This window comes from Mesorhizobium sp. YC-39 (assembly GCF_025753795.1).
Classification (GTDB): domain Bacteria; phylum Pseudomonadota; class Alphaproteobacteria; order Rhizobiales; family Rhizobiaceae; genus Mesorhizobium.
This window is the reverse complement of sequence record NZ_JAOWPS010000005.1, coordinates 203,880-226,971: the sequence shown is the minus strand read 5'-3', so window position 1 is coordinate 226,971 and position 23,092 is coordinate 203,880. Positions and strand designations below refer to the sequence as shown.

Genomic DNA, 23,092 nt, shown 5'->3' with positions numbered 1-23,092 from the left:
AATCTCTTGGCTCAAACTGAAATCTCTTGGCTCAAACTGAATCTGTTCACCCTCCGCCGTCATCGTGCTGGCTTTTCCGCCGGTCGACAGTTAATCGAAGGTGATTTTCAAGGGACATCCCTTTGCTGCTCCGCTCCACGCTCATCTATGCTCCGGCGATCTTGCTGACGCGTATCTCCGCGCTGCTCTTGCTGGTCATCGTGACGCGTCTGATCGACCAGACCGAGTACGGCCTGCTGACCCTGGTGGTGACCGTCGGCGAAATGACCGACATTGCCGTCACCAACTGGCTGCGCATCGCCTTGCTCAGGCTTGGCGGCAAGGGCGATGTCAGCCGCGGCAGCCTGATTCTGGCCGGACGGGTGCTGCTTGCCTCCACGGCGCTGGCGCTGATTGTATCCGTGGTCGCCTCGGCATTGATCGTGCCGGAGCGCTGGGTCGAGTTCTCGATCGCCGTCGGCAGCTATCTGATCGCCGGTGCCGTCGGGCGCTTCGCGTTGACGGTGCTGCAGATGCAGCAGCGTCATTCGGTCTATTCGATGCTGGAATTCCTGCGCGCGGTGCTGCAACTCGCGCTGCCGATCGGCGCCATCGTCCTGTTCCAGGATTCCTTTCTGACGGTTTCGCTTGGCACGAGCCTCGGCGTTCTGATCGCCGGTATCATGGCGGGCATCATGGCGTCCCGGCGCGTCGTTGCCGGTCCGCCACGTTTCACCCAGAGGGAGTTCTTCGCCCTCGGCGTGCCCCTGATCATCATGGCGCTGGTGGGCTTCGGCCTCAACAGCGCGGAGCGCCTGTTCCTCAAGGTCTATTACGATGCCGGCGCCGTGGCGATCTTCGCCGCAGCCTATGCGCTGGCCCGCCAGCCGATCGATATGGTCGCCAATGCCATCAACATGGGCGCCTTCCCCGAGGTCGTCAGCCGGTTCGACGAGGAGGGATCCGCGGCATCGGGCCGCCTGTTGTCGCAATTGATGGCTTTGATGATCCGCCTTTGCCTGCCGGTTGCAGCGATGCTGGTCGCACTTAGCAGCGACATCACGCAACTCCTGCTGCCCTCTGCGTACCACGGCCGCGTTGGCCTGCTCTTTCCGATCATTGCCTTCAGCGTGCTGTGTGGCAACCTCACGAGCTTCGTCTATGGCACCGTGGTGCACGCGCACAAACGGCCGTGGCTGCTGATCATCGCCACTTCGTTCGGCTCGGTAGCGACAATCGCATTGTCCGTGCTGTTGATCCCTCCGATGGCAGAGGTCGGCGCGGCCTTGGCGCTGGCGGGCGGATCGCTGGTAGGCTTCGTAGCCTGCGTCGTGATCAGTGAGCGGCTCACGCCGGTGCCGGTGCCGTGGCGCGACATCGGCGTTTCGGTCGTCATCTCGTTTACCACCGGTCTGGCCGCCAGACTGGCCAGCGCTTTGCTCGGCGATGTGCCGGCCGTCTTCTCTCTTGTCGTGGGCGGCGTCGCTGGCGCGGTGGTTTTCTTTGGGCTGACGTGGCTGTTCCACCCCACGGCCACGATGCAGTTCGTCGGCAAGCTCCGAGCGCGGCTACGCACAGCATAGGGCGCGATGGCGCACGTATTTGTTCGATCGCCAAGTTTGTTCGAGCGCCAAGCGGTTCCGGCTTCGAGGCCGATTCCGTAGCCCGAGGCAGACAACCGGAACTTATAGATTGACGTTTCGACGCCGCTGACGGTTCCAAAATTCCCGCAATAGCAGCCCTGCATAGGCAGTGTTGGTATCGTAATAGCGGCGCCACAGGCGGCGCGGCTCCTGTGCAACACGAAACAGCCACTCCAGACCGGCCGCCTGGATCAGTTTCGGCGCCCGGGCAACCTTGCCGCCATAGACATCGAAACTGCCGCCCACGCCCATGACGAAGCTCGGGGCGAGTTCGTCGCGATAGCGCTTGAGAAAGCGCTCCTTACGCGGCGTCGGCATGGCCACCAGCAGGCAATCGGCGTCGGAGGCGTTGATCGCCTCGACGATTGCGGCCTCGTCTTCAGGCTTGAAATAGCCATTGCGCATGCCGGCGACGACCAGGCTTGGATGATCCTTGGCAAGTCGCTTTGTAACGGCATCGAGAACGTGCTGTTCGGCGCCCAGGAGGTAAGGTCTGAAGCCACGCTTAGCGCATAGGCCCAGCAGATTGATCATGATGTCGACGCCGGCCACCCGCTCCGGAAACTCGACGCCGCAAAGACGCGCGCCCCAAAGCACTCCGATGCCGTCTACGTTGATGACGTCCGCCGTCGCAACATCTTCCTGCAATTCGGCATTCTTGCGCATGTTCACAAGCTTGGCGACATTCACGACCACATGATGCAGCGGCCGCCGCAGGGTCATCGCCTCATCCGCAATTGCCAGCGTCTCGGCCATGGTCAGAGCATGGAGCGGCGCTCCAAGGAACTCCCGGCGCCGTGACGCCAACAGGGAATGCCGTGCCCATGCGGAGTCATGCGCGTTCATGCTGCCTCATCCCTGTTTGCTGGGAGTGCCTGGCGTTCAAGCTGTGCTTTTTTCCCCTCGATGCGGGCATCAGGCTTGCGTGCCTTGCGCCAAGTCCACAGACCTCTTGTGTCGACGAGCTTCTTGTCCTTGAGCGCTTCGGGATCGACAAAATTGAACTGCCGATGATCGACCAGAAGGACGACGATATCGCATTTGTCGATGGCGGAAAGTGCGTCGGTAAAGACGATGCCCCTGCCTTCCAACTCATGCGGCAGCGCATGGGCATTGGGTTCAGCCGCGATGATCTTCAGATTGGGGATATCGGACAGAAGCTTCACCACTTCGACAGCCGGGCTCTCGCGCATATCATCGATGTTGGGTTTGAAGCTCAGCCCCAGACAAGCGATCGTTTGCTTGCGGGAAGGGTCGAGCAAGGCTTGGATGTCCCTGACCACCGACATGGGGCGCTCGGAATTGATCCGGCGTGCCGAAGCTATCAGCCGCGTGCTGTTGGGCGCGGCGTCGATGATAAAATACGGATCGACCGCGATACAGTGACCGCCAACGCCCGGGCTCGGCTGGAGGATGTTGACGCGGGGATGCCGGTTCGCGAGATCGATCACCTCCCAGACGTTGAGCGACAGATCCTGGCACACCGCCGCAAGCTCATTGGCGAAGGCGATATTGACGTCACGGAATGCGTTCTCGGTCAGCTTCACAAGCTCCGCGCTTTCGGCCTGGGTCATGAACAGGTCACCAGCAACGAAGGTTGAATAAAGTGCCGCGGTCCGTTCCGACGATCTGCGGGACAGTCCACCGATCGAACGATCGTTGTTGATCAGCTCGGTCAGCACTTTTCCCGGCAACACGCGCTCGGGCGAATAGGCGACCAGGACATCGGCCTCCTCGCCGTGCGCGATCGGAAACTTGAGATCGGGCCGCAACTCGGCAAGTAGCCCGGTCATGATGCGCGTCGTGCCGACCGGCGATGTCGATTCCAGCACCACAAGGTCTCCCCGCTTCAGCACCGGGGCAATGCTTCGCGCCGCCGCAAGCACGTAGCTCACATCCGGCTTGTGGTCTTCGGTCATCGGCGTCGGCACGGCGATGATATAGGCATCCGCCGGCTGCGGCCTGTTGAATGCCCTGAGCTTGCCGTTGGCGACGACCTTCTGGATCAAACCATCAAGGTCCGGCTCGACGATATGGATTTCACCGCGGTTGACCTTCTCGACCACCGCCTCGTTGACATCGACGCCGATCACATCGAGCCCGCGACTGGCAAAAATGGCACAGGTCGGCAGGCCGATATAGCCCATACCAATAACGGAAACGGTCTTGATGTCAGCCATGATGCAGCAGTTCCTCAACGATCCGGTTACTGGCCCGGCCATCGCCATATGGGTTGTGTCGTTCCGCCATGCCGCGATAGGCCGCCTGGTCATCAAGCAGACTATTGGCATTGGACAGGATTTTTTCGATATCGGTGCCGACGAGACGCGCGGTGCCCGCCGTAATCCCCTCGGGTCGTTCGGTGTTCTCGCGCATCACCAGCACCGGTTTGCCGAGCGAAGGCGCTTCTTCCTGCACGCCGCCGCTATCGGTCAGTACGAGGTAGCTCTGCTTCTGCAGATACAGGAACGGCAGATAGTCCTGCGGGTCGACGAGATGGATGTTCGGCACGCCTTGCAATTCCGTGTTGACCACCGAGCGCACATTGGGGTTGGGATGAACCGGGTAGACGATCTGCACGTCCCCGCGCACCGCCAATCCCTTCAGCGCCGCACAGATGCGGTGGATGCCGCCGTCGAAATTTTCACGGCGATGACCGGTGACTAGGATCATTCTCTTGGCGGGATCGAGGAAGGGAAACCGGGCGGCGAGCTTCGCGCTCATCAGCCTGTCAGCGTCGATCGCACCGGAAAAATGCAACAGCGTATCGATCACCGTGTTGCCGGTCACGAAAATGGTGTTTTCAGCCTTTCCTTCGGCGATGAGGTTGTCGCGCGCCTGAACGGTCGGTGCGAAATGCCAGGTGGCGATGTTGCCGGCGATCTTGCGGTTCAGTTCCTCTGGAAAGGGAGAATTGATGTCATGGCTGCGCAATCCCGCCTCGACGTGGGCGACCGGAATGCGCTTGTAGAAGGCAGCCAGCGCGGCAGCCATCGCTGTCGTCGTGTCGCCCTGTACGAGGACGATATCGGGCTTCGCCTTCTCCAGCACTTCGGCCATGCCCAGGAGCACGCGCGAAGTCACGTCGAACAGCGTCTGGCCAGGCTGCATGATGTTGAGGTCGTGATGCACCGGCAGGCCCGTCAGTTCGATGACCTGGTCGACCATCTCGCGGTGCTGAGCGGTGATGCATGTCTCGGTGACAAAACCCGGATGAGCAAGCGCGGCACGCACCACCGGAAAGCACTTGAGCGCCTCTGGCCTCGTGCCGAACACGATCAGCAGTTTTTGCCTGGACGGCAATTTTGGATGTGAAAGGACGTTCATTGCTGATCTCGGTCGGCCGCAGGACCCATAATAGCGGCATAAAGCGGCGCCGTGGTCACAAATCTTAATATATGATTAACAGCCACGACCCTCTTATTCTCCCGTGATAAGCCTTTTGAAAGTCTAGGCTGATAGGTAGTCTACGAGGGTAGTCTTGAAAAAGAACATATTCGATTGAGTAATATTTTAATCATCGGCCACGCCGACGGATCTCGGCGCTGGGAAAATGAACTTCTGATGCGATTGAGCGCGGCTGGTCACATGGTTTCGAGTGGCCACGCGCAGGCGCCCGCGCCCACCGCGCGCGGGCTGGACAATGTGCTTGATATCGAGGGCCGACGCTTCGGTCCCTCATTGGCAAGTCGCTCCGAGCCGTTGCCATCTGGCGATCCAGGACCCGTCGACCTCATAGTCGATCTTACTGCCACTGCCGCGGGACGAGGCACGCCGGTCCTGACGCTCGAATTTTGCGGCCACAGCACCTTTCCCGCCGGTCTGGCCGAGATGCTGGCCGGCGACCGGTCGCCCGAACTTGCCGTTCGCCTCGATGGCGTTGCCGTCGCCAAGGGACGGCCCATGCTCAGCGATCGGCTCTGGCTGTCTCGCAGCTGCAACGACCTGCTCGCCGGAGCCATCTCACTGGTTGCTCAAAGCGTCGCCCGCTTTTCCGCGAGCGAACTTGTGCCTATTGGCGACAGCCCGGCGCCGATCCTGAAGAGCCGCGGTTTTTTCCGAAACTATTTGCCCTTTTTCTGCAAAGGGCTGGTCGACCGCGCCACGCAAAAACTCCGGCTTGGACGGCGCCCCTTCTATTGGCAGGTTGCCTACCGGCTGATCGACGGGCCAGGCGTGGCGGAAACCGGGCAACTCGACGGCACGCCTTTCGCCGTGCTTGCCGATGACGGCCAGCGCTTCTACGCCGACCCGTTCGTCTTCGAACGCGACGGCCGCCATTACCTGTTTGTCGAGGAATTTCCTTACGCCACGAGTCGCGGCGTGATTTCCGTCGCCGAACTTGGTGACGACGGCACTTTCGGTGTGCCGAGGATAGTGTTGGAACAAGCGCACCATCTGTCATATCCGCAGGTATTCGCTCACGCTGGCGAAATTTTCATGATCCCTGAATGCAGTGCGGCGCGCGAACTTGTGCTCTACCGTGCCGCGCAATTTCCAGATCGCTGGGTACGCGACACGGTGCTGCTGGCGGACAAGGATTTCAACGACGCCACGCTGCTCGAATCCGATGGGCGCTTCTGGCTGCTGGGGACGGAGCGGTTCGGTCACGGCAGCGCGTCGGATACGATGGCCGTTTATTCCGCGCCCTCGCTGCGCGGGCCATGGACAGCCCATGCGCTCAATCCCATCGCTGTCGATCACTCGGCCACTCGACCCGGCGGCGCCTTTATCCGCCAGGGCGACGCTCTGGTGCTGCCAGTGCAGAACGGGTCGAGAGCCTATGGCGGCGGCCTGGGATTGATGCGACTGGATCGGCTTGACGATTTCGATGTCCGTTTTGCCCCGCCCCGCCCGATCGGGCCGGGGACGGCATGGGCCCGCACGGGCATCCACACGCTCAATCGCGCTGGCAAGGTCGAAGTTGTCGACAGCGCCGGCTGACTGTTTCTCGAGACCTATCGGACCCGATCCAGTTTCGGCTTGGCTGCAACAGCGGTCGAAGATTTGACCTCCGGCGGATTTCTATAGGCAAGCAGCAACACCACGATGATCGTCATCTCCGGCGTTTTTGACGAAAGCGCATTGTTCGACAGCGCGGCAAGCAAGAACGTTATGGTGCCGATCCATGCCGGCAGTGGCGCCCCGCGCAGCAGCCGAAAAATGAACCAGAATATCAGCGCCGTAAACAGCAGGGCGATGGGCAAGCCGAAGAGCATGACGATGACCACCGGCGCGCTTTCGATGTAGGGCAGATGCAGCTTCTCTCTGACGATCGCCAGCAGGTCGTCAACGTTCATGCCGAACAGGATGTCTTTCCAGCTAACCAGTCCGAACACCTTGTAGATGGTCACCCGGGCCATGAAGTTTTCGTCGAAGATCGTGTTGCTGAAACGGTTCAGCAGCCCGCCAGAAACCAGCACGGCCAACAACAGTGCGCCACCCGCCAGGGTGAACAGCAGCACGACAGTCTTGGCCTGCCGCTGGTGCTTGAGCGTCAGGCGCGGCCAAGGCACGAACAACAGCAGGATGAGGGTTTCTCCGGTCGCGAGCATCAGGGCGGCGCGCGCGCCTGAGGCAGCACAACCGACGAACAACACGAAGATGGCCATCACCCGCACCCATATGCGCCAGTGCGTGAGCGGCACGAATCCGATTGCCGTGGCGCAGAGCGCGCCCAGTGCCAGCGGGTGCGCCGACAGGCCGGTTGGCCTGAACTGCAATTCGTTCAGACCGTAAGGCAGAAGCCGATGATGGGTAAGCGCTTCGATCGTGCCGATCACAGCGCTTAGCATCGCCATGCCAAGCACCACGTCCCCCAACGCCCGCCGCACATCGGCGTTCAATGCCAGCATCAGCAGACCCGCGGCGCCCGCGACCAGATAGGTATCGATGATGAACCCGGAAGAACCCGCCCGACCGGTGATGAACAGATACGGCACCAGCGCGAAGGTCAGCGCCGAATAGCGCATCAGCGCCTTGAACAGTCCAATTTCGTCGCCCCGCAGCAAAAACGGTCGGCTGAAAAGAACGAAAGCTAGCAACAGGAAGATGGCATAGGTGCCTAAATGCAGCTTCTCGTAAAACGAACCGCCCTGGGCCGTATAGTCGACGACCATGTTCATTATCTGCGGCGATACCGTGAAGCGAAGCAGGAACGCGAATGCCGCGCACAGGAAAAACAGAAGCGACAGCGCGTTCTGGCGGCGCGCCTGGCTGGACAGCAATCGTTCCGATCCGGCGGCGGTAGAGCTCATGGCCATCCAAGCGGGTATTCAAAAGGCATCCCGGCCAATGACGTTCATTCAAGATTCAATGAACGGACGTGGCGCGTAAAATGGTAAATAAGCCAACTTGGAAAATGAGATGTTAACGATGTTTCTGTAAGCAGGGCACGCGTAACGAATAATAGGGTTGCATCATGCCTGCCGCCTCCGGCCCATCCTCCCCGTCCGCGGCGGATTCCGATATCAGCGCACTCGAACGGATCGCCAATGCGCGGCGCAGGGCAATGCTGCAACAAGGCGCCCCAACCGGCGCCCCAGGCACAACACGCGCCGCCGCGCCGGTCGTGCCTTCGCATGCATCCGAGCCAGTCGCGACGGTGACGCTGGACAAGATCGGCGATTTCCTCGAACTCGATTTTCGACGCCTGTTTGTCTGGCTGCGGGCCGGGCTCGCCGCGGCATGCATGCTGGCGGTGGTCGGCGGCGTCGTCGGTGCCGCCTATGGGCTGCTGAGCAAACAGCGTTATACCGTGGCGACGGAAATCCTCATCAATCCTGCCAATTTGCAGGTTGTGGAAAACGATCTCTATTCGCAACCAGGCCAGGTCGATAGCCAGATACTCAACGCGCGCAGCAAGCAGCGCATCTTGACCTCTGGCAATGTGCTTGCGCGGGTAGTGGACGAGCTCAATCTGACCAGCGATCCAGAGTTTTTCGACCCGGACCGGAGCGCCACCGCGTCCGGCAGTGGAGCCAGTGGCAGCAAGTCCGATCCAAAGCTCATCGCCCAGGAGAGCCTGGCGGAGCGGGTCAGCGTCACTGCAGATGAAACGTCGTTCGTCACTACCCTCGAAGTATCGGCGGAAACCGCCGGCAAGGCGATCCTGATCTCGCAAGCCATAGTCAAGACCTTTCAGGAAGAGCTGGCCAAAGCGGAATCTGCTGGCGCCGGCCGTGCCGCAGCTGCTCTTGACAGCCGGCTTGGCGAGCTCAAACGCGGTGTGCAAACAGCAGAGGAAAAGGTCGAGGCCTACAGGCGCAGCCATAACCTGTCCACCAGCAACGGTCAGCTTGTCAGTTCGCAAACGATGACCCAGCTCAATAGCGAAATTGTGGACGCACAATCGCGCGTCATCGCTGCGCAATCGAGTTACGACGCCCTGATTGCCTCCGGTGTCAATGGGGCCAATCCTGACCCTACGGTTTCGGAAGCGCTCGCGGCGCTGCGCGAAAAGGCAAACGGCCTGCGACAGCAAATCGATTCACAATCCATGACCTTTGGTCCGCGCCACCCGACGATTGTCAGGCTCAAGACGGAATTCGAAACCGTCAGTTCTCAACTCAGGGCGGAGTTCTCCCGCACCGTCGGCACGGCAAAAGCCAACCTGGACAAGGCCAAGGCTTCATTGGCTTCTCTCAGCGCTAGGATGAACGACCTGAGGGGCAACGTTTTCAGCGACAGCGAGTCCGAAGTGGCCTTGCGTGAGCTTGAACGCGACGCCGCTTCGAAGAGAGCGGTCTATGAGAGTTTCCTGTCACGTGCGCGCCAAATCGCCGAGCGCGAGCAGATCGACACCACGAATGTACAGGTGATTTCGACCGCAGTCCCGCCACAACGGCGCTCATGGCCGCCGCGCACTCCCCTGGTAGCAGGCGCGGGAGCTTTCGCCGGCTTTGCCCTGGGCATGCTGCTTGCCATTGCCATGGGCATCATGCGCGACATGCGGCAGCCGCCGAACCGATCGGGCGTTGGCGCCAGCCGAGCCTGAACCCAGGCATGGGAAAGCGCGTTATTTTTCATGTTGCCAGTCTCAGGGGCGGCGGCGCCGAGCGCGTCTTCGTCCTCATGGCAAATGAGTTGGCGTCCCGCGGGCACGATGTCACACTTTTTACCTGGAACGCGGAAGGGCCTAACGCGGCGCTGCGCTCCCCTGCCGTGCATCTGGTCGATTTCGGCCTTCCCATCCGGGGTGAAGGCTACGGCAAGTGGGCAACGCTGAAAGGCCTCTTGCGAAGCTCGCGTTTATTCAAGTCGCTCGATCCCGATGCGGTCTATAGCGCGCCCGAATTCGCCAATCTGGTCATGGCGCTGGCGCTTTCATTGGCGCGGAGCCGGGCGAGGTTCTTTCCAAGCTTCCACGCGGCCGCCTCGCTGCCTTCGGGCAGCCTCGGCGCGAGAATGGCGATCTGGCTTTCCGCGCTGGTTGCAGCACGCGCAACCAATGCCATCACCGTCTCGGCCGGTGTCGGCCGCGATATCGTGGCTCGCGGCTTCCCCAAATCCAAAATTGTCGTCATCAACAACCCACTGCCGCCGGCCGCGGCGCCACAGGCATATCCCTGGCAGGCGGAATTGGCGACGATGGGCGACGGCCCGGTCATCGCCACCGCCGGGCGTCTGGTGCCGGTCAAGGATCATCTGACCTTGCTGCGGGCCTTCGCTCTCCTGCGCGCCGGCCGCCCCGCCCGGCTTGTCATCTTCGGCGAAGGTCCGCTGGCCGCCGAGTTGCGCGCCTATGCCGAAGGATCCGGTATCCGTGCCGACGTGCTCTTCGCTGGCTATGTTAACGATCCTGCTGCCTGCTATGCCGCAGCCGATCTGTTCGTCCTTTCATCGACGAGCGAAGGCTTTGGCAATGTGTTGGTCGAGGCGATGGCTGCCGGTGTCCCCGTAGTCTCCACGGATGCGCCGCATGGCCCGCGCGAGATTCTTGCCGACGGCCGTTTCGGCGCCTTGGTGCCGGTTGGCGATGCCACGGCCTTGGCAAAGGCGATGGCCGAGATGCTGGACCATCCGACCTCCGCCGCCATCCTGAAGAGAAGAGCGGCCGATTTCGAGGTTGAAAGGATCGGAGATCAATACGAGGCGCTGCTCTAAAGCGCCTAGCGTTTGTGATCCGAGCCGACAAAACTCAATTCGCTGCAAGAACTTTAATTTCGGTTTACCCGAAGTTGGTAACAGCAAGAACCCCTGGTTTTCATCCGCCAAGCAAAGGGCCTGCCTTGCTGCAGCATCAAAATTCATCCGTCGGCCGCAGAAGCGATTGCAACCGGTTGAGATTGCAGTGCTTTTCCTGCGAGCGCCCAACGCCCGCCGAGACAGCCAATGAGGAACCTTGGGTTGCAATGACCCGTGGGCGAGACCTCGGCGCCGGGAACTGGGCTTGAGTATCATCCGCGCCCTGGAAGTTGGCGACCTCCAGGCCGTCGCGGGCATGTTTCAACGCGTGCTGCGCAAAGACCGGACCGAAGCATCGGCCTCCCTCGTCGAGTATATGAAACGATTCTATCTGGACGCGCCCGGTGGCAGTGACGACCTCCGGTCGCTTGTCCACGTCAACGATGCCGGTCGCGTTTCCGGATTTGTCGGCGTTCATACATTGCCGATGACGTTCAGCGGCCGTCAACTACGTGCCGCGGCCTGCAGCTCGCTGATGGTCGAGGATCATGAGCGCGACCCCATGGCCGGTGCGCGCCTGCTGAAGGCTTTCCTGGATGGTCCGCAGCACATTTCCTTCAGCGAGACGGCCAATGATATTTCCGCGAAGTTGTGGACCCGACTGCGCGGCGTGGTCTTGCCGCAATACAGCCTGGACTGGGTGCGCGTCATGCGGCCCTCGACCTTCATGGTCAGCCTTCTCGCCAATCGCACAGGGCTTGCCCGGATAATCAATCCGTTTGCACATGCCTTGGACCGGTTTTACTGCAAGAGAATGAAGCATGGCGAACGGCGCTGGTCTGGCGTGGCGGCGGATGGAGCGGGTCATGGAGCCTTTCGGACGTCCGACATCGACAGCGGCGCATTTGCCAAACTCGTCGAGCCGTTTACCGCTCACTTCGCGCTGCGCCCGCAATGGACGGAAGGTCAGCTCGATCATATCTTGACCGACGCGGCGCAAAAGCCGGATCTGGGCGAGCTTGTCTATGTGTCCGTGGCATCGCCGACCGGTACCAATGTCGGCGCTTTCGCCTATTACGCACGACCAGATAGAATCGGCCGCGTGCTGCAGATCCTCGCCCTCCCCGGCCAGGTAGGCCCCGTGATCGATTGCCTGATCGATCATGCCGCCGCGCGTCGCGTCTGCGGCCTGCGCGGCCGCACCCAACCCGCAATTCTGGAAGCAATGCTTGGGCGGCGCGTGGCTTTCGTACCCGTTGCCTCGACCGTCGTGCATTCACGCGATCCCGCGCTGATGGATGCCATGAAGAACTCGCAAGTCTTCCTGAATGGGCTTGCGGGCGAGCAGTGGAGCCAGCTGATCGGCGGCCGCTTCACCTGAAGCGCTTCAGCCGGTTCGAAGCAACTCAGGTACCGACCTCCTCGACTTGATCGACGAGCTGCGGGCGCAGGTGCAGATAACGCGTGGCCTTTCGCTTGGCGGCGATGTCGGCCCAGACACGTTCCACTTGCGAGGCGTCTAGTCCCGCCGCCTGCCCGACCAATTCGGCCGCCATGCCTTTGTTGAGTCCGCAAAGACAAATATCCATGCGGTCATAGGGAAGCGAGAAGTAGAACTCCTCCTGCGTCTGCGCCAGCGAGTAGGTATCTGTGGTCGGCGGCCGGCTCCGGATTTCTTCGGGAACACCGAGATAGGCCGCCAGCGCATAGACCTGCGTTTTATAGAGATGTGCGATCGGCTTGACGTCAGCCGCGCCGTCGCCGTTCTTGACGAAGAACCCCTGATCGTATTCCAGCCGGTTCGGCGTTCCAAGAACGGCGAAGTTCAGGCGATCGGCATGATAGTATTCGATCTGCTTGCGGGTGCGCTGCTTCATATTGGTGGCGGCGACGACACCGAGATAGACCGGCAGCGGCATTCTTACTTTCGTCTGCTTGCCTTCCGGGTCCTGCACCACCAGCGACGAAATATTGTAGCCTTCGCTCTCCAGCGCATTCGCGATCACGATCTTCGAGGCCCAGCCTTCGCCATATTCCGGGACCAGTTCGCGGATGAAGGCGTCGCGACGCTGGTAGCAGCCCATCGCGCGCAGGGCCGGCCCGATATCCTCCACGATAGCCTCGACACCGAACGTGTCGGCGACAAGGCGGCCGAGCCGCAGACTTTCCGGATCGGAATCGTTTTCCGGCATGAACAGGCACAATACATTCTGAGGGCCGGCGGCGCGCGCTGCCAACGCCACCGAAACGCTTGAATCGATCCCGCCGGAAAGACCGAGCACGAGGCCCCGCTTGCGAATACCGCGCAACTGGTGGCGCAAGGCGGTCACGATCCTGTCCGTCTCTGTGGCGGGGTCGATCGCCAGAGCCTGGGCCAGAATGGTCTTCGCGTCCTCGCTCGGACGAACACTCATTGGACGGCCTCCATCATCTCTGCAGCAAGCCGACGGCTGACCTTGCCCGTATCCGTCTTTGGCAATTCCGAGCGGAACTCGATGACCTTGGGAACCATGAAATCCTCGAGATGACGTGCGCAGTGACGCATGACATCCTTTTCGCTGAGCGTCGGGTCGGAGCGGATGACGAGTGCGCCGATCGCATGTCCGAGCACCGGATCCGCCACGCCGACGACAACGGCTTCCGCGATGCCCGGATGGGCGTGAAGCACGGCTTCGACTTCCTTCGGGGCCACCTTCTCTCCCCGCGTCTTTATGATGTCGTCCTTGCGTCCGACGAAATAGAGAAAGCCGTCCTCATCGGTGCTGAACAGATCGCCGGTGTAGAGAACCTTCTCCCAGGGGTTTGGGCCCGGCCGCAGGGTCCGTTCCGTCGCGGCTTCGTTTCGCCAGTAACCCTGCATGACATGCGGTCCTCGAATGACCAATTCACCCGCTACGCCCGGTGGCACGCGTTGCCCGTGGTCGTCGACGACGAAGGCTTCGGTGTTCGGAATGGCTATTCCAACCGATCCCGGCCGGCGATCGAGCTCCTCGGGAGGTAGATAGGTGCAGCGCTTGCATTCCGTCAGGCCATACATCGAATAAAGCCTGACATCGGGAAAAAGGAAGCGCAGACGTTCTATGTGAGCCTGCGGCAAGGCGGCCGCGGTATTCGAAATATAACGAAGACTGGGCAGGAAGCCCGGCGTCAGGTCGCGCATCTGCAGGATCATCGCCGCCATCGTGGGCACCAGCGGAAGACCGGTAACGCCCTCCTCGCGGATACGTTCAAAGACAGCTTGAGGAAAAGCGAACGACTTCTCGAGCACCAGCGTGGCGCCAAGCCTGACGGCCATCAGCAACTGATAGAGGCCATAGTCGAAGGCAAGCGGAAGAACATTCAAAATGATGTCGTCTGGAGAGTTGCGCAGATAGGTGGTGATGGAGTCCGCGGCTGCGTCGCAATTGCGATGCGTCATCATCACGCCCTTGGGCCGGCCCGTTGAGCCTGAGGTGTAGATCAGCATGGCAAGATCGACGTCAATGCCGCGGTGGTCGATCTCCCTGGCTTCGAGCGTCAAGCAAGCCGCCAGGGATGTCGCTCCTGCCGGGCATTGGTTATCGGCACGAACGGTGGAAGCCACGAAAATGCCGGTCTTGCCGCTCGATCCGCACGCTTCAGCGGCAACGGGCATCAGTTTTGCTTGCGTGAGGATCGCCGCTGCGTCGCAATCGCCGATGATGTACGCAAGCTTTTCGGCCTTGGTGGATGAGTTGATCGGACTGAACGTCGCCCCTGCCTTGAGGACCGCGAAAATCGAAACCGCGGCCTCCCAGCAATTGTCCATGAAGATCAGAACCCGGTCGTTGCGCCTGACGCCATTCGCAAAAAGGGCGGCGGCCAGGCGGCTGGAAAGATCATCCAGCTCTTCGTAGCGCAGCCTTCTGTCCTTGGTGACCAATGCCGTTTTGGCGGGATGGGCAGCGGCCTTGGCGGCCAGAAAATGTTCGATGCGCATGGACGCTTCTCGCCGACCGCACCTATGCCGCCAGCGCCTTTGCTCTCGCACTGATGAAGGACGACAGACGTTCAATCGAATCCAGATTGGCCGGCACGACGTCGGAATCGACCATCGCTATGCCGAAATCGTCCTCTATGAAGGCGACGAGTTCCAGCACGGCCGTCGAGTCGATGATGTCGTTCTCGATCAGCGAGGCTGTATCCGCAAGCTGGTATGACGTGTCGCCGAACAGAAAGTTGTCGACGATAAAGCTTCTGACCTTGTCCTTGATAGTAACCATTTCTTCTGTCCTTCCCTGGATTTCCTAAGCTGCTCGTGCTGCACCGACCTCTTGGCCGGTGAAATTCTTCTGCCACAGTTGCGTCGACAAGATGCCGACGAAGGCAGCGTTGTCGCGGAAGCCGGATACCGGCTGGGAGCGGCATTTCTCATGGAGATTTGCCACCGCCTTGGCGTTGAACAATCCGCCGGCAGCGATGCTCGCCTCGCTCAGACAGTCGCGGACGTAATCGAGTTCGCCAGCTCCCACGAACGAGCGGGCGTCCGGGGCGCGGTAGGGTTGTTTCGTGCGCTTCCCGATCGCTGCCGGAAGCAGGTGCCCGGTTGCCTTGCGCAGTATGTGCTTTTCCACCAATCCCTTCAGCTTCATTTCCGGAGGAAGCCTTGCCGCGAACTCCACCAAACGATGGTCGAGGAAAGGGAAACGGCCTTCGATACCGTGCGCCATGGCCATGCGGTCGCCTTGGCTGGACAGGATATAGCCTGGCAGAAGGAAGCGGGTCTCGAGATATTGCGCCTGATGCAGCGGGTGCCATAGCGGAAATGCCTCAGGCAAACGGTCGGCCAGCTCCTCGACCGCGTTGTAGCCGCTCAACGCCGCACGCAGGTCGGCTGAAAAGAAGATCTTCGCCGACGACGTGGTCTTGAAGCGTGGCCGATGCGAGAACAGCGGATCGTCCAGGGAAGCGTTGTCGACGCCGAAGAATGCAGACAGGTACTCGACGGATTGCTGTTGCAGGCCCGGCAGATAGGGATAGAGCTTGCGAAACAGCTTCGGCCTCAGCCGCGATGCCGGCTGACGCGCGCAGAACCGGCGAACCCGTGCCTCCTTGAAAATATCATACCCCGCAAAGACCTCGTCGGCGCCCTCGCCGGTCAGCACGACCTTCAGGCCGGCTTGGCGAACCAGGCCGGACAATTGGTAGAGCGGCGCCGGCGCTGTGCGGATGATCGGCCGTTCGGCAAAGTGGATGACTTCAGGGAAGACACGGGCGATATCGCCGGCATGGCTGACAATGGCTCGATGGTCAGCGCCGATTGCTGACGCCATCTCGGTCTGGAAGGCGCTTTCGTCGTGCTCGGCGCTGTCGAAGGCGACAGAAAATGTCTGCAGCCTCCGAGAGGTCATGCCGGCGGCGAGTGCCGAAACAACTGACGAATCGAGCCCGCCCGAAAGATAGGAGCCGACCGGCACGTCGGCGCGCATGCGCAGCCTCACCGCATCGGTCAAAAGCGCCTGCAGTTCCTCAGCCGCCTGGTCCTCGTTCGTGACCTTCGGCTGCGAGTCCCGATGCGGATAGTCCAGGTGCCAATAGGGCTTGATCGTGACCTGCCCCTGCTCCGCTATGATGACGCTCGCCGGCTCCAACTCGCTAATATTGCGGAAAGCCGTGCGCGGGGCGATTGGCGCCCACAGCGTAAAGATCTGGTCGAGTGCAATCGGATCGATCTCGGCCGAGACGCCGGGCACCTCCAGCAGGGCTTTGATCTCCGAGGCGAAATAAAGCACCCCGTCCTTGCTGGTGTAAAACAACGGCCGGACACCCATCCGATCTCGTGCAAGCATCATGCGCCGACGCCTGTTGTCCCATAGCGCGAAGGCGAAATCGCCGTTCAGCAGGGAGACGCAGTCTTCGCCCATCTCGTCATAGAGCTGCAGGATGACTTCCGTATCGCTCGACGTACGGAAGCGCCGACCCTTGGCCAGCAGCCCTTCGCGCAGTTCCAAATAGTTGAAAATCTCGCCGTTGAAGGCAATCGTCAAATCGCCTGACACATCCGACATCGGCTGCTGGCCGTCACCAATCCCGATCACAGACAGCCGCGCATGCCCGAGTCCGGCGTCGAGCGCCACAAATTTCCCTTGCTCATCCGGCCCACGATGGGCGATCGCCTCTATCATGCGCGAGAGCAAAGCTTCCGCATCCCGGATTGAACCGAAATAGCCCCCGAATCCGCACATTCCCAGAACTCATGTGAACAGCAACCGCCGAATATATAACCGTGATATCGGCATCTGCGGTTAATCGGATATTTTCCCCGAGCATGCGGTTAACAGAAAGTTAAGACATCAATCGCGGTGTCGGTCGTCGCCCGGCTTACCACCCCACGACGGCTTGCAAATCATTTTCAGTATAATTGAAAAAATTTCAAAAACTGGCTGCGCGAAGAACAGATTTCCAAAGAGACCTCCCATCCAGCGCCCATTCCACCGCTGAAACTCAAAATTAGAACGAGAATCTATTGAGATTACGGCACTTCGCTTGCTAGCGTTGAAGCGCTTCAATTGGGCCATTCACCGTGCAGCGCAAGCGCCCTACCATTGCAGATGTCGCACACGCCGCCGGCGTTTCCATCGGCACGGTGTCGAATTTCATCAACGATACGGCTGTCGTCAAAGACACCACGCGCGAGCGCATCCAGAAAGCGATCTCCGACCTGATGTACCGGCCAAGCGCCTTTGCGCGCTCGCTGCCGGGTCAGACTCCACGCCGATCCAGGGATGTTGAGGGCTTGCCGCGACTGCTCGTCGTCGGCCGCGTGAGCGTCGATTTCCTGTGCCGTGTCGATGTTCTGCCGCACCGCGACGACCGCATCACCGCCCGCCACATCGAAAAGGCCCTGGGCGGCCCCGCCGCCAATCTTGCCGTCGCCGCCGCGGCCGTCGGCGCGCCCTTTGCCCTCGATGTCGAACTGGCGACGGCCGTCGGCGACGATCCTGAAAGCGACTGGGCGCTGGCCGAGCTTTCGAAGCTCGGCGTCCACGCCTTGCCGATCAGACGCACATTCAACAATCGCCTCTCGCAGGCGATTGTCATCATCGAGCTCAACGGCAGCCGCACGATCATCAGCGAACCGTTCGAGCTCAGCGAAGTCGATCTGACCGCCAATATGGATGTCCAGGCGCAGGCTCGTCCCGCCTGCCTTCACATCGAGGGTTTCCACTATGAAAGCATGATCGGTTCCATCGATCGCTTTCATCAGGCGGGTTGGAAAGTGAGCCTGCATTCGGCCGGCCTGCCCAGGAGTTCGAGAACCCCCGACGCCTTCGTGGAAATGATCAAGCGGGTCGATCTGACCTTCATCAACGATGTCATGCTGCGCGAGATTTTCGATCTCCGGACACCGCTGGCGACAATGATCCAGCAGACCCGCGACATCCTCGCCCGCATCAAGCAGCGCGGCACCGTCGTGGTGACGCTTGGCGAGTTCGGCGCGGTCGTCTTTCCCAAAAGCGGCGGACCGCAGATCGAGGTTCCGGCGCTTCCCGTCGACAGGGTCGATGCCACCGGCGCTGGCGACACTTTCGCCGGCATCTTTCTCAGCCTGTGGCTGCATGGCGCCTCCCTGGAAGAGGCCGCTCGTTACGCCGCGATCGGCGCCAGCCTGACGACGACGGCCGAAGGCGCACAGGGACACATCGCTGATTTCGAGGAACTGAAGGCGGCACTGACGCCGGACAATATCGCGGCTGCCGGATGATGCCGCCTGTCATGCGGCACTCCGGCATGGACAGCAAGCAGACAGGCGCGAAACGCAGGCAGCGCGCAAAGGAGATCGTTCAATGAGCAAGACAAAGGTGCTTCTGGTCGGAGAGAGCTGGGTCAGCGCGGCAACGCACTACAAGGGCTTCGATCAATTCGGCAGCGTGACGTTTCATCTTGGCGCCGAGCCTCTGGTCAAGGCGCTGAAGGGCAGCGAATTCGAGCTGGACTACATGCCGGCCCATGAGGCGGTGGAAAAGCTGCCGTTCAGCATCGAAGGCCTGTCCCGCTACGATGCGATCATTCTCTCCGACATCGGCGCCAACTCGTTGCTGCTGCATCCCGATGTCTGGCTGCACGGCAAGACGGTGCCGAACCGGCTGAAGCTGCTGCGCGACTGGACCAAGGCCGGCGGCGGCCTGGTCATGGTCGGAGGCTATTTCAGTTTCCAGGGCATCGACGGCAGGGCCCGCTGGCATCGCACGGCTGTCGAAGAGGCACTGCCGGTGACCTGCCTGCCAAACGACGACCGCCTCGAAATACCGGAAGGGTTCCGCCCCTCCATCACCGGTTCGAAGGATCACCCGATCCTTGCCGGCATCGAAGGGGAATGGCCGCTGCTTCTCGGCGCCAACGAGGTCGTCGCCAGGGATCGCGACGATGTCGAGGTGCTGGCGTCACTGCCGGAAGATGAGGGTGGTCACCCCCTGCTCGTGACCGGCCGCTACGGCAAGGGGCGCACGGTGGCCTGGACCTCCGACATCGGTCCGCACTGGCTGCCCAACAGCTTCGTCGAATGGCCAGGCTACGCGCGCCTTTGGAAAAACGTGCTGAGCTGGGTGAGCAGGGCAGCATAGCAATCAACCCACGGGATCGTCGCCATGACCGCTCCTTTTCTCGTTGCCAGAGGGATCGCCAAGCGCTTCGGCGCGCTGACGGCGCTGTCCGACGTCGATCTGGAAATCCGCTCTGGAGAAGTGCTGGCGCTGCTTGGCGACAATGGCGCGGGCAAGTCGACCTTCATCAAGATCCTGGCTGGCGCGCATCCGGCCAGCGATGGCGAGCTGATCATCGAGGGCGTACCAGTGGCTTTTTCCTCGCCGAAGGACGCGGCATCGGCGGGCATCGCAACAATCTTCCAGGAACTGGCGCTCTCGGAAAACCTGTCGATCTCGGAAAATGTCTTTCTTGGCCGCGAGCTCAAGCGCTCGGTGCTCGGCGTTCCGTTTCTGCGCCGCGCAGACATGCGGCAGCGTGTCGACGGACTGCTCAAGGAGCTGGACGCCCATATTTCCGATCCGGAAGCGCCGGTCGGCAGCCTGTCTGGTGGCCAGCGCCAGGCCGTCGCCATTTGCCGCGCGCTCAATCTTAACGCCCGTCTGGTGATTATGGACGAGCCGACCGCGGCACTTGCCGTGGCCGAAACGCGCAAGGTTCTGGCCCTGACGCGGCGCCTGGCGGAGCGCGGCTGCGCCGTGGTGCTGATCAGCCACAACATCTCCGAGGTCTTCGAGGTTGCCGACCGGATCGTCGTGTTCCGGCGCGGCCGCAAGGTGGCGGAACGGCTGCGTACCGAAACCAATCCCGAGGAAATCGTTGCGTTCATAACAGGCGCCCATCCCGACGTGCGGGCGCTCGAAAAAGCAAACTAGAAATGCACGTCAAATTCCAGAGAGGTTCAAACCAAATGCTTAAGCACATCAGGAAAGCCCTTGCGATCTCGGCACTTTCTCTTGCCGTCTCGACCGCCGCCTTTGCCCAGGACAAGCCAAAAGTTGCCTTCGTGCCGCAATTGATCGGCATCCCCTATTTCAACGCCATGGAAGCCGGCGGTAACCGCGCGGCGAAGGAACTCGGCGTCGATTTCATCTACAGCGGCCCTGTCGACACCAATCCGGTCGACCAGTTGCAGATTGTGCAGAACCTTATCGACCAGGGCGTCAACGCGATCTCGGTCAGCGTCCTCGACGCCTCCAGCATCGCTCCCGTCGTCGAGGCCGCCAAGGCCAAGGGCATCAAGCTGTTCACCAGCGACAGCGATGCGCCCGACAGTGGCCGTGCGGTCTATGTCGCCCAGGCTACGGACGAAGGCCTTGGCAACACCATCATCGACGAGCTGGTGAAGCGCGTTGGCGAAGACGCCAAGATCGGCATCGTTTCAGGCGAAGCGACGGCCTCCAATCTGAATGCCTGGATCGGCTTCATGCAGAAGCAGGCATCGGCGAAATATCCGAAGCTCAAGCTTCTGGAGCCGCAATATGCCGGTGGCACGGCAGAGCGCGCCGCCCAGATCTCCGGCGATCTGATGGCCGCCAATCCCGACATCAAGGCCATCATCGCGGTTGCGTCCACGACCTGCCCCGGCGTCGCGCAGGCCATCGAAACCGCGGGCAAGATCGGCAGCGTGATCGGTGCCGGCTATTGCAGCCCGAACACGGCGCGCTCCTACCTCAAGAGCGGCGCCTTCGGCTTCACCGTTCTGTGGGACCCGGCGCAGCTTGGCTACCTCACGGTCTGGGCTGGAAAGCAGTTGATCGACGGAAAGGCATTCGAAGCGGAAAACAAGGTTCCGGGCTTCGACAATCCCGTCACCTATGACGCAGCCAAAGGCATCCTGCTGCTCGGACCGCCGGCGGTTTTTACGGCAGAGAACGTCGACAAGTTTGATTTCTGAGCCCGATACGGACGATGCGACAGTTCAGGAACGGTGTTTTCTCAATGAATGGGCGAGAGTGGTCGCTGCTCATCGCCTGTATCTTGGCAATCATCGTCTTTTCTGTCGCATCGCCCTATTACGCCACATCAGGCAATGCCGGAACGGTCCTGCGCAACAGCATCGAATTGCTGCTGGTCGGCTTGGGAATGATGTTGCTTCTGGCCATGGGCGGCATCGACGTATCCGTCGGCGTCGTCATGGGTCTGGCGGCGATCGGCGTTGGCCGGGCGCTCGGAGCCGGCGTCGATCCGGTTCTCACGGCGCTTGTCGGCCCGCTGACGGGTGCGCTGCTGGGCCTTCTGACGGCCGCCGTCATCGTGCTTGGCCGGGTCCCGGCCATTGTCGGCACACTTGGCCTTTTCGGTGTCTACCGCACGGCGATCTTCGTGCTGCTCGGCGGCCAATGGCTTTCCGGTCTGCCGACTGGTCTGACGGTGCTGCTTGGCACGACCATTCTCGGCCTGCCGGTCGCTGCCTGGGTGATCGCGCTTGCCTATCTCGCCGTCTGGATCGCGCTTAGGCGGACGCCCTTTGGCCTACATCTCCTGGCCATCGGCAACTCGGAAGAGAAGGCGCGGCTGTCCGGCATTCCGGTCGTCAAGGTCAGGTTTGCGACCTTCATTGTCAGCGGCGCCCTCACCGGCCTTGCCGCCACCTTCTATGTCGCCAACTACCGCAATGTCGAAATGACCGTCGGCAGCACGTTGGCGCTCGATGCGATCGCGGCTGTGGTTCTCGGTGGAACGAGCATACTGGGCGGCAAGTGCAGCCTTGTCGGCACCGTGCTTGGCGTCCTGCTCCTGAGGATCCTCCAGAACGGGCTGCTGCTGACAGGCGTCCCTTCGCTCTGGCAACCGGTGGTCACCGGCGGGCTGCTGATCGGCGTGCTCGGTTTCGAGGTGCTTTCCAACCGTCTGTCCCTCTCGCGGCTTGGGTGGGCCAGCAAATGAACCGCATCCGCAACCTGCAAGGGCCGGCGCTCATTCTCGCTTTGTTGGCCCTGTTGTGGATCATCGTGATCCTCGTCCTGCTGGTCCTGAAGCCGTCAGTGTTCAGCCTGGCGACCGTCACGACGATCCTCCAGTTTTCGACCATCCTGGCGCTTGTCTCTCTGGGGCAGGCGGTCGTCATCCTGGCGGGCGGAGCCGGCATCGATCTCTCGGTCGGCGGCATTGTCTCGCTTTCGGCCATAGCAAGCATGCTCGCGCTGAAACTCGGGCTCCCGTCTTTCCTCCTGCCGCCAGCCTGCATTCTCGCCGGAGCCGCCCTTGGCGCCTTCAACGGCGTCCTCGTCACCAAGCTGTCCATCCTGCCGCTGATCGCGACGCTCGGCACCTTCTTCGTCTATTCGGGCCTGGCGCTGGCGCTGACTGGAGGAGCGGCGCAATCGGGCGTGCCAAGCTGGCTGCTCATCTGGGGACGCGGCGTTTTCTCCGGCATTCCGGTTCCCTTCCTCACCATCGCAATCCCTTTCTTTGCCATCGCCGGGATCGTGCTGATGTGGACGGCCTGGGGCCGCTGGATCTATGCGATGGGGTTCAATGAGCGCTCGGCGCGTCTGGTCGGCATTCCGGTCGACCGCGCCCGGCTCATCCTTTACGGCTTGAGCGGCGTGCTCTCCGGAGCCGCCGCCCTGGTCTCGCTGGCATGGCTCGGAAGCGGCCGGCCCAATATCGGGCAAAACCTCGAACTGGAATCGCTTACCGCCGCGATGCTGGGCGGCATTGCCATTTTGGGCGGCCGTGGTGGCGTCGGCGGCGTCTTTGCCGCCGTCATGCTGCTGGTGACGCTCAAGACCGGACTCTTGCAGCTTAACGTCAACACCGTCTGGCAAGTGGGCATCGTCGGCGCGCTCCTGGTGTTCGTGCTTCTCGCCGATCGACTTTCCCAATATTGGAGATAA

Annotated in this window: 20 protein-coding genes; 12 read left to right on the top strand and 8 right to left on the bottom strand. The window is 61.3% G+C overall.

Annotated elements, in window-relative coordinates:
- Window positions 1–122 precede the first annotated feature (122 nt).
- The gene (locus tag OHD62_RS26785) at window positions 123–1,562 is read left to right on the top strand and encodes a lipopolysaccharide biosynthesis protein (RefSeq protein ID WP_263789072.1); all 1,440 of its coding nucleotides are present in this window, start codon (window positions 123–125) and stop codon (window positions 1,560–1,562) included.
- A gap of 102 nt (window positions 1,563–1,664) precedes the next feature.
- On the opposite strand, the gene OHD62_RS26780 is transcribed toward OHD62_RS26785, so the two are convergent.
- The 3 genes from OHD62_RS26780 to wecB are packed head-to-tail and all read right to left on the bottom strand — an operon-like array spanning window position 1,665 to window position 4,949.
- Window positions 1,665–2,468 carry a WecB/TagA/CpsF family glycosyltransferase gene (locus OHD62_RS26780; protein WP_263789071.1) on the bottom strand — a complete coding sequence of 268 codons (804 nt, stop codon included), beginning with the start codon at window positions 2,466–2,468 and terminating at the stop codon, window positions 1,665–1,667.
- A complete protein-coding gene (wecC, locus tag OHD62_RS26775; protein WP_263789070.1) occupies window positions 2,465–3,802 on the bottom strand; it encodes a UDP-N-acetyl-D-mannosamine dehydrogenase in 1,338 nt (445 codons plus the stop codon). Before wecC ends, OHD62_RS26780 begins: the two co-directional genes overlap by 4 nt.
- Window positions 3,795–4,949, bottom strand: a complete 1,155-nt coding sequence (gene wecB, locus OHD62_RS26770) for a non-hydrolyzing UDP-N-acetylglucosamine 2-epimerase (protein WP_263789069.1) — start codon at window positions 4,947–4,949, stop codon at window positions 3,795–3,797. The genes wecC and wecB overlap by 8 nt, the downstream gene beginning before the upstream one ends.
- Before the next feature lie 261 nt (window positions 4,950–5,210).
- On the opposite strand from wecB, the gene OHD62_RS26765 reads away from it, so the two are divergent.
- A complete protein-coding gene (locus OHD62_RS26765) occupies window positions 5,211–6,566 on the top strand; it encodes a hypothetical protein (RefSeq protein WP_263789068.1) in 1,356 nt (451 codons plus the stop codon).
- A gap of 14 nt (window positions 6,567–6,580) precedes the next feature.
- Here OHD62_RS26765 and OHD62_RS26760 read toward each other — a convergent pair whose 3' ends face one another.
- Complete coding sequence (locus tag OHD62_RS26760) at window positions 6,581–7,777, bottom strand: VpsF family polysaccharide biosynthesis protein (protein WP_263790166.1); 1,197 nt, start codon at window positions 7,775–7,777, stop codon at window positions 6,581–6,583.
- Between OHD62_RS26760 and OHD62_RS26755 the strand changes: the two genes are divergently transcribed.
- The 4 genes from OHD62_RS26755 to OHD62_RS26740 all read left to right on the top strand — a co-directional run bounded on the left by OHD62_RS26755 (window position 7,740) and on the right by OHD62_RS26740 (window position 12,129).
- Window positions 7,740–7,958, top strand: a complete 219-nt coding sequence (locus OHD62_RS26755) for a hypothetical protein (RefSeq protein ID WP_263790206.1) — start codon at window positions 7,740–7,742, stop codon at window positions 7,956–7,958. The genes OHD62_RS26760 and OHD62_RS26755 overlap by 38 nt on opposite strands.
- An 85-nt stretch (window positions 7,959–8,043) precedes the next feature.
- Window positions 8,044–9,618 (top strand): GumC family protein, encoded by a 1,575-nt coding sequence (locus tag OHD62_RS26750; RefSeq protein WP_263789067.1) that lies wholly within the window; start codon window positions 8,044–8,046, stop codon window positions 9,616–9,618.
- 8 nt (window positions 9,619–9,626) lie between these two features.
- Window positions 9,627–10,727, top strand: a complete 1,101-nt coding sequence (locus tag OHD62_RS26745) for a glycosyltransferase (RefSeq protein ID WP_263789065.1) — start codon at window positions 9,627–9,629, stop codon at window positions 10,725–10,727.
- 286 nt (window positions 10,728–11,013) lie between these two features.
- Window positions 11,014–12,129, top strand: coding sequence for a hypothetical protein (locus OHD62_RS26740; protein ID WP_263789064.1), 1,116 nt, complete (start codon window positions 11,014–11,016; stop codon window positions 12,127–12,129).
- Between the two features lie 25 nt (window positions 12,130–12,154).
- Here OHD62_RS26740 and nadE read toward each other — a convergent pair whose 3' ends face one another.
- Genes nadE through asnB form a run of 4 tightly spaced genes read right to left on the bottom strand, consistent with a single transcriptional unit; the run spans window position 12,155 to window position 16,951 of the window.
- Window positions 12,155–13,162, bottom strand: a complete 1,008-nt coding sequence (nadE, locus tag OHD62_RS26735; RefSeq protein ID WP_263789063.1) for an NAD(+) synthase — start codon at window positions 13,160–13,162, stop codon at window positions 12,155–12,157.
- On the bottom strand, window positions 13,159–14,706 hold the full coding sequence (locus tag OHD62_RS26730; protein ID WP_263789062.1) for a class I adenylate-forming enzyme family protein: 1,548 nt from the start codon (window positions 14,704–14,706) through the stop codon (window positions 13,159–13,161). The genes nadE and OHD62_RS26730 overlap by 4 nt, the downstream gene beginning before the upstream one ends.
- Window positions 14,707–14,728: 22 nt before the next feature.
- Entirely contained in the window at window positions 14,729–14,989 is a 261-nt protein-coding gene (locus OHD62_RS26725; RefSeq protein WP_263789061.1) for an acyl carrier protein, read from the bottom strand.
- 24 nt (window positions 14,990–15,013) lie between these two features.
- Window positions 15,014–16,951, bottom strand: coding sequence for an asparagine synthase (glutamine-hydrolyzing) (gene asnB, locus OHD62_RS26720; protein ID WP_263789060.1), 1,938 nt, complete (start codon window positions 16,949–16,951; stop codon window positions 15,014–15,016).
- A 338-nt stretch (window positions 16,952–17,289) separates the two neighbouring features.
- Between asnB and OHD62_RS26715 the strand changes: the two genes are divergently transcribed.
- The 6 genes from OHD62_RS26715 to OHD62_RS26690 all read left to right on the top strand — a co-directional run bounded on the left by OHD62_RS26715 (window position 17,290) and on the right by OHD62_RS26690 (window position 23,092).
- Window positions 17,290–18,471, top strand: a complete 1,182-nt coding sequence (locus tag OHD62_RS26715; RefSeq protein WP_263789059.1) for a carbohydrate kinase family protein — start codon at window positions 17,290–17,292, stop codon at window positions 18,469–18,471.
- An 82-nt stretch (window positions 18,472–18,553) separates the two neighbouring features.
- The gene (locus tag OHD62_RS26710) at window positions 18,554–19,330 is read left to right on the top strand and encodes a glutamine amidotransferase (protein WP_263789058.1); all 777 of its coding nucleotides are present in this window, start codon (window positions 18,554–18,556) and stop codon (window positions 19,328–19,330) included.
- A gap of 24 nt (window positions 19,331–19,354) precedes the next feature.
- Window positions 19,355–20,125, top strand: coding sequence for an ATP-binding cassette domain-containing protein (locus OHD62_RS26705; RefSeq protein WP_263789057.1), 771 nt, complete (start codon window positions 19,355–19,357; stop codon window positions 20,123–20,125).
- Window positions 20,126–20,160: 35 nt separating this feature from the next.
- Window positions 20,161–21,147: an autoinducer 2 ABC transporter substrate-binding protein gene (locus OHD62_RS26700; protein WP_263789056.1), complete on the top strand. Its 987-nt coding sequence runs from the start codon at window positions 20,161–20,163 to the stop codon at window positions 21,145–21,147.
- Window positions 21,148–21,191: 44 nt separating this feature from the next.
- Window positions 21,192–22,139: an ABC transporter permease gene (locus OHD62_RS26695; RefSeq protein ID WP_263789055.1), complete on the top strand. Its 948-nt coding sequence runs from the start codon at window positions 21,192–21,194 to the stop codon at window positions 22,137–22,139.
- The gene (locus tag OHD62_RS26690) at window positions 22,136–23,092 is read left to right on the top strand and encodes an ABC transporter permease (RefSeq protein ID WP_263789054.1); all 957 of its coding nucleotides are present in this window, start codon (window positions 22,136–22,138) and stop codon (window positions 23,090–23,092) included. Before OHD62_RS26695 ends, OHD62_RS26690 begins: the two co-directional genes overlap by 4 nt.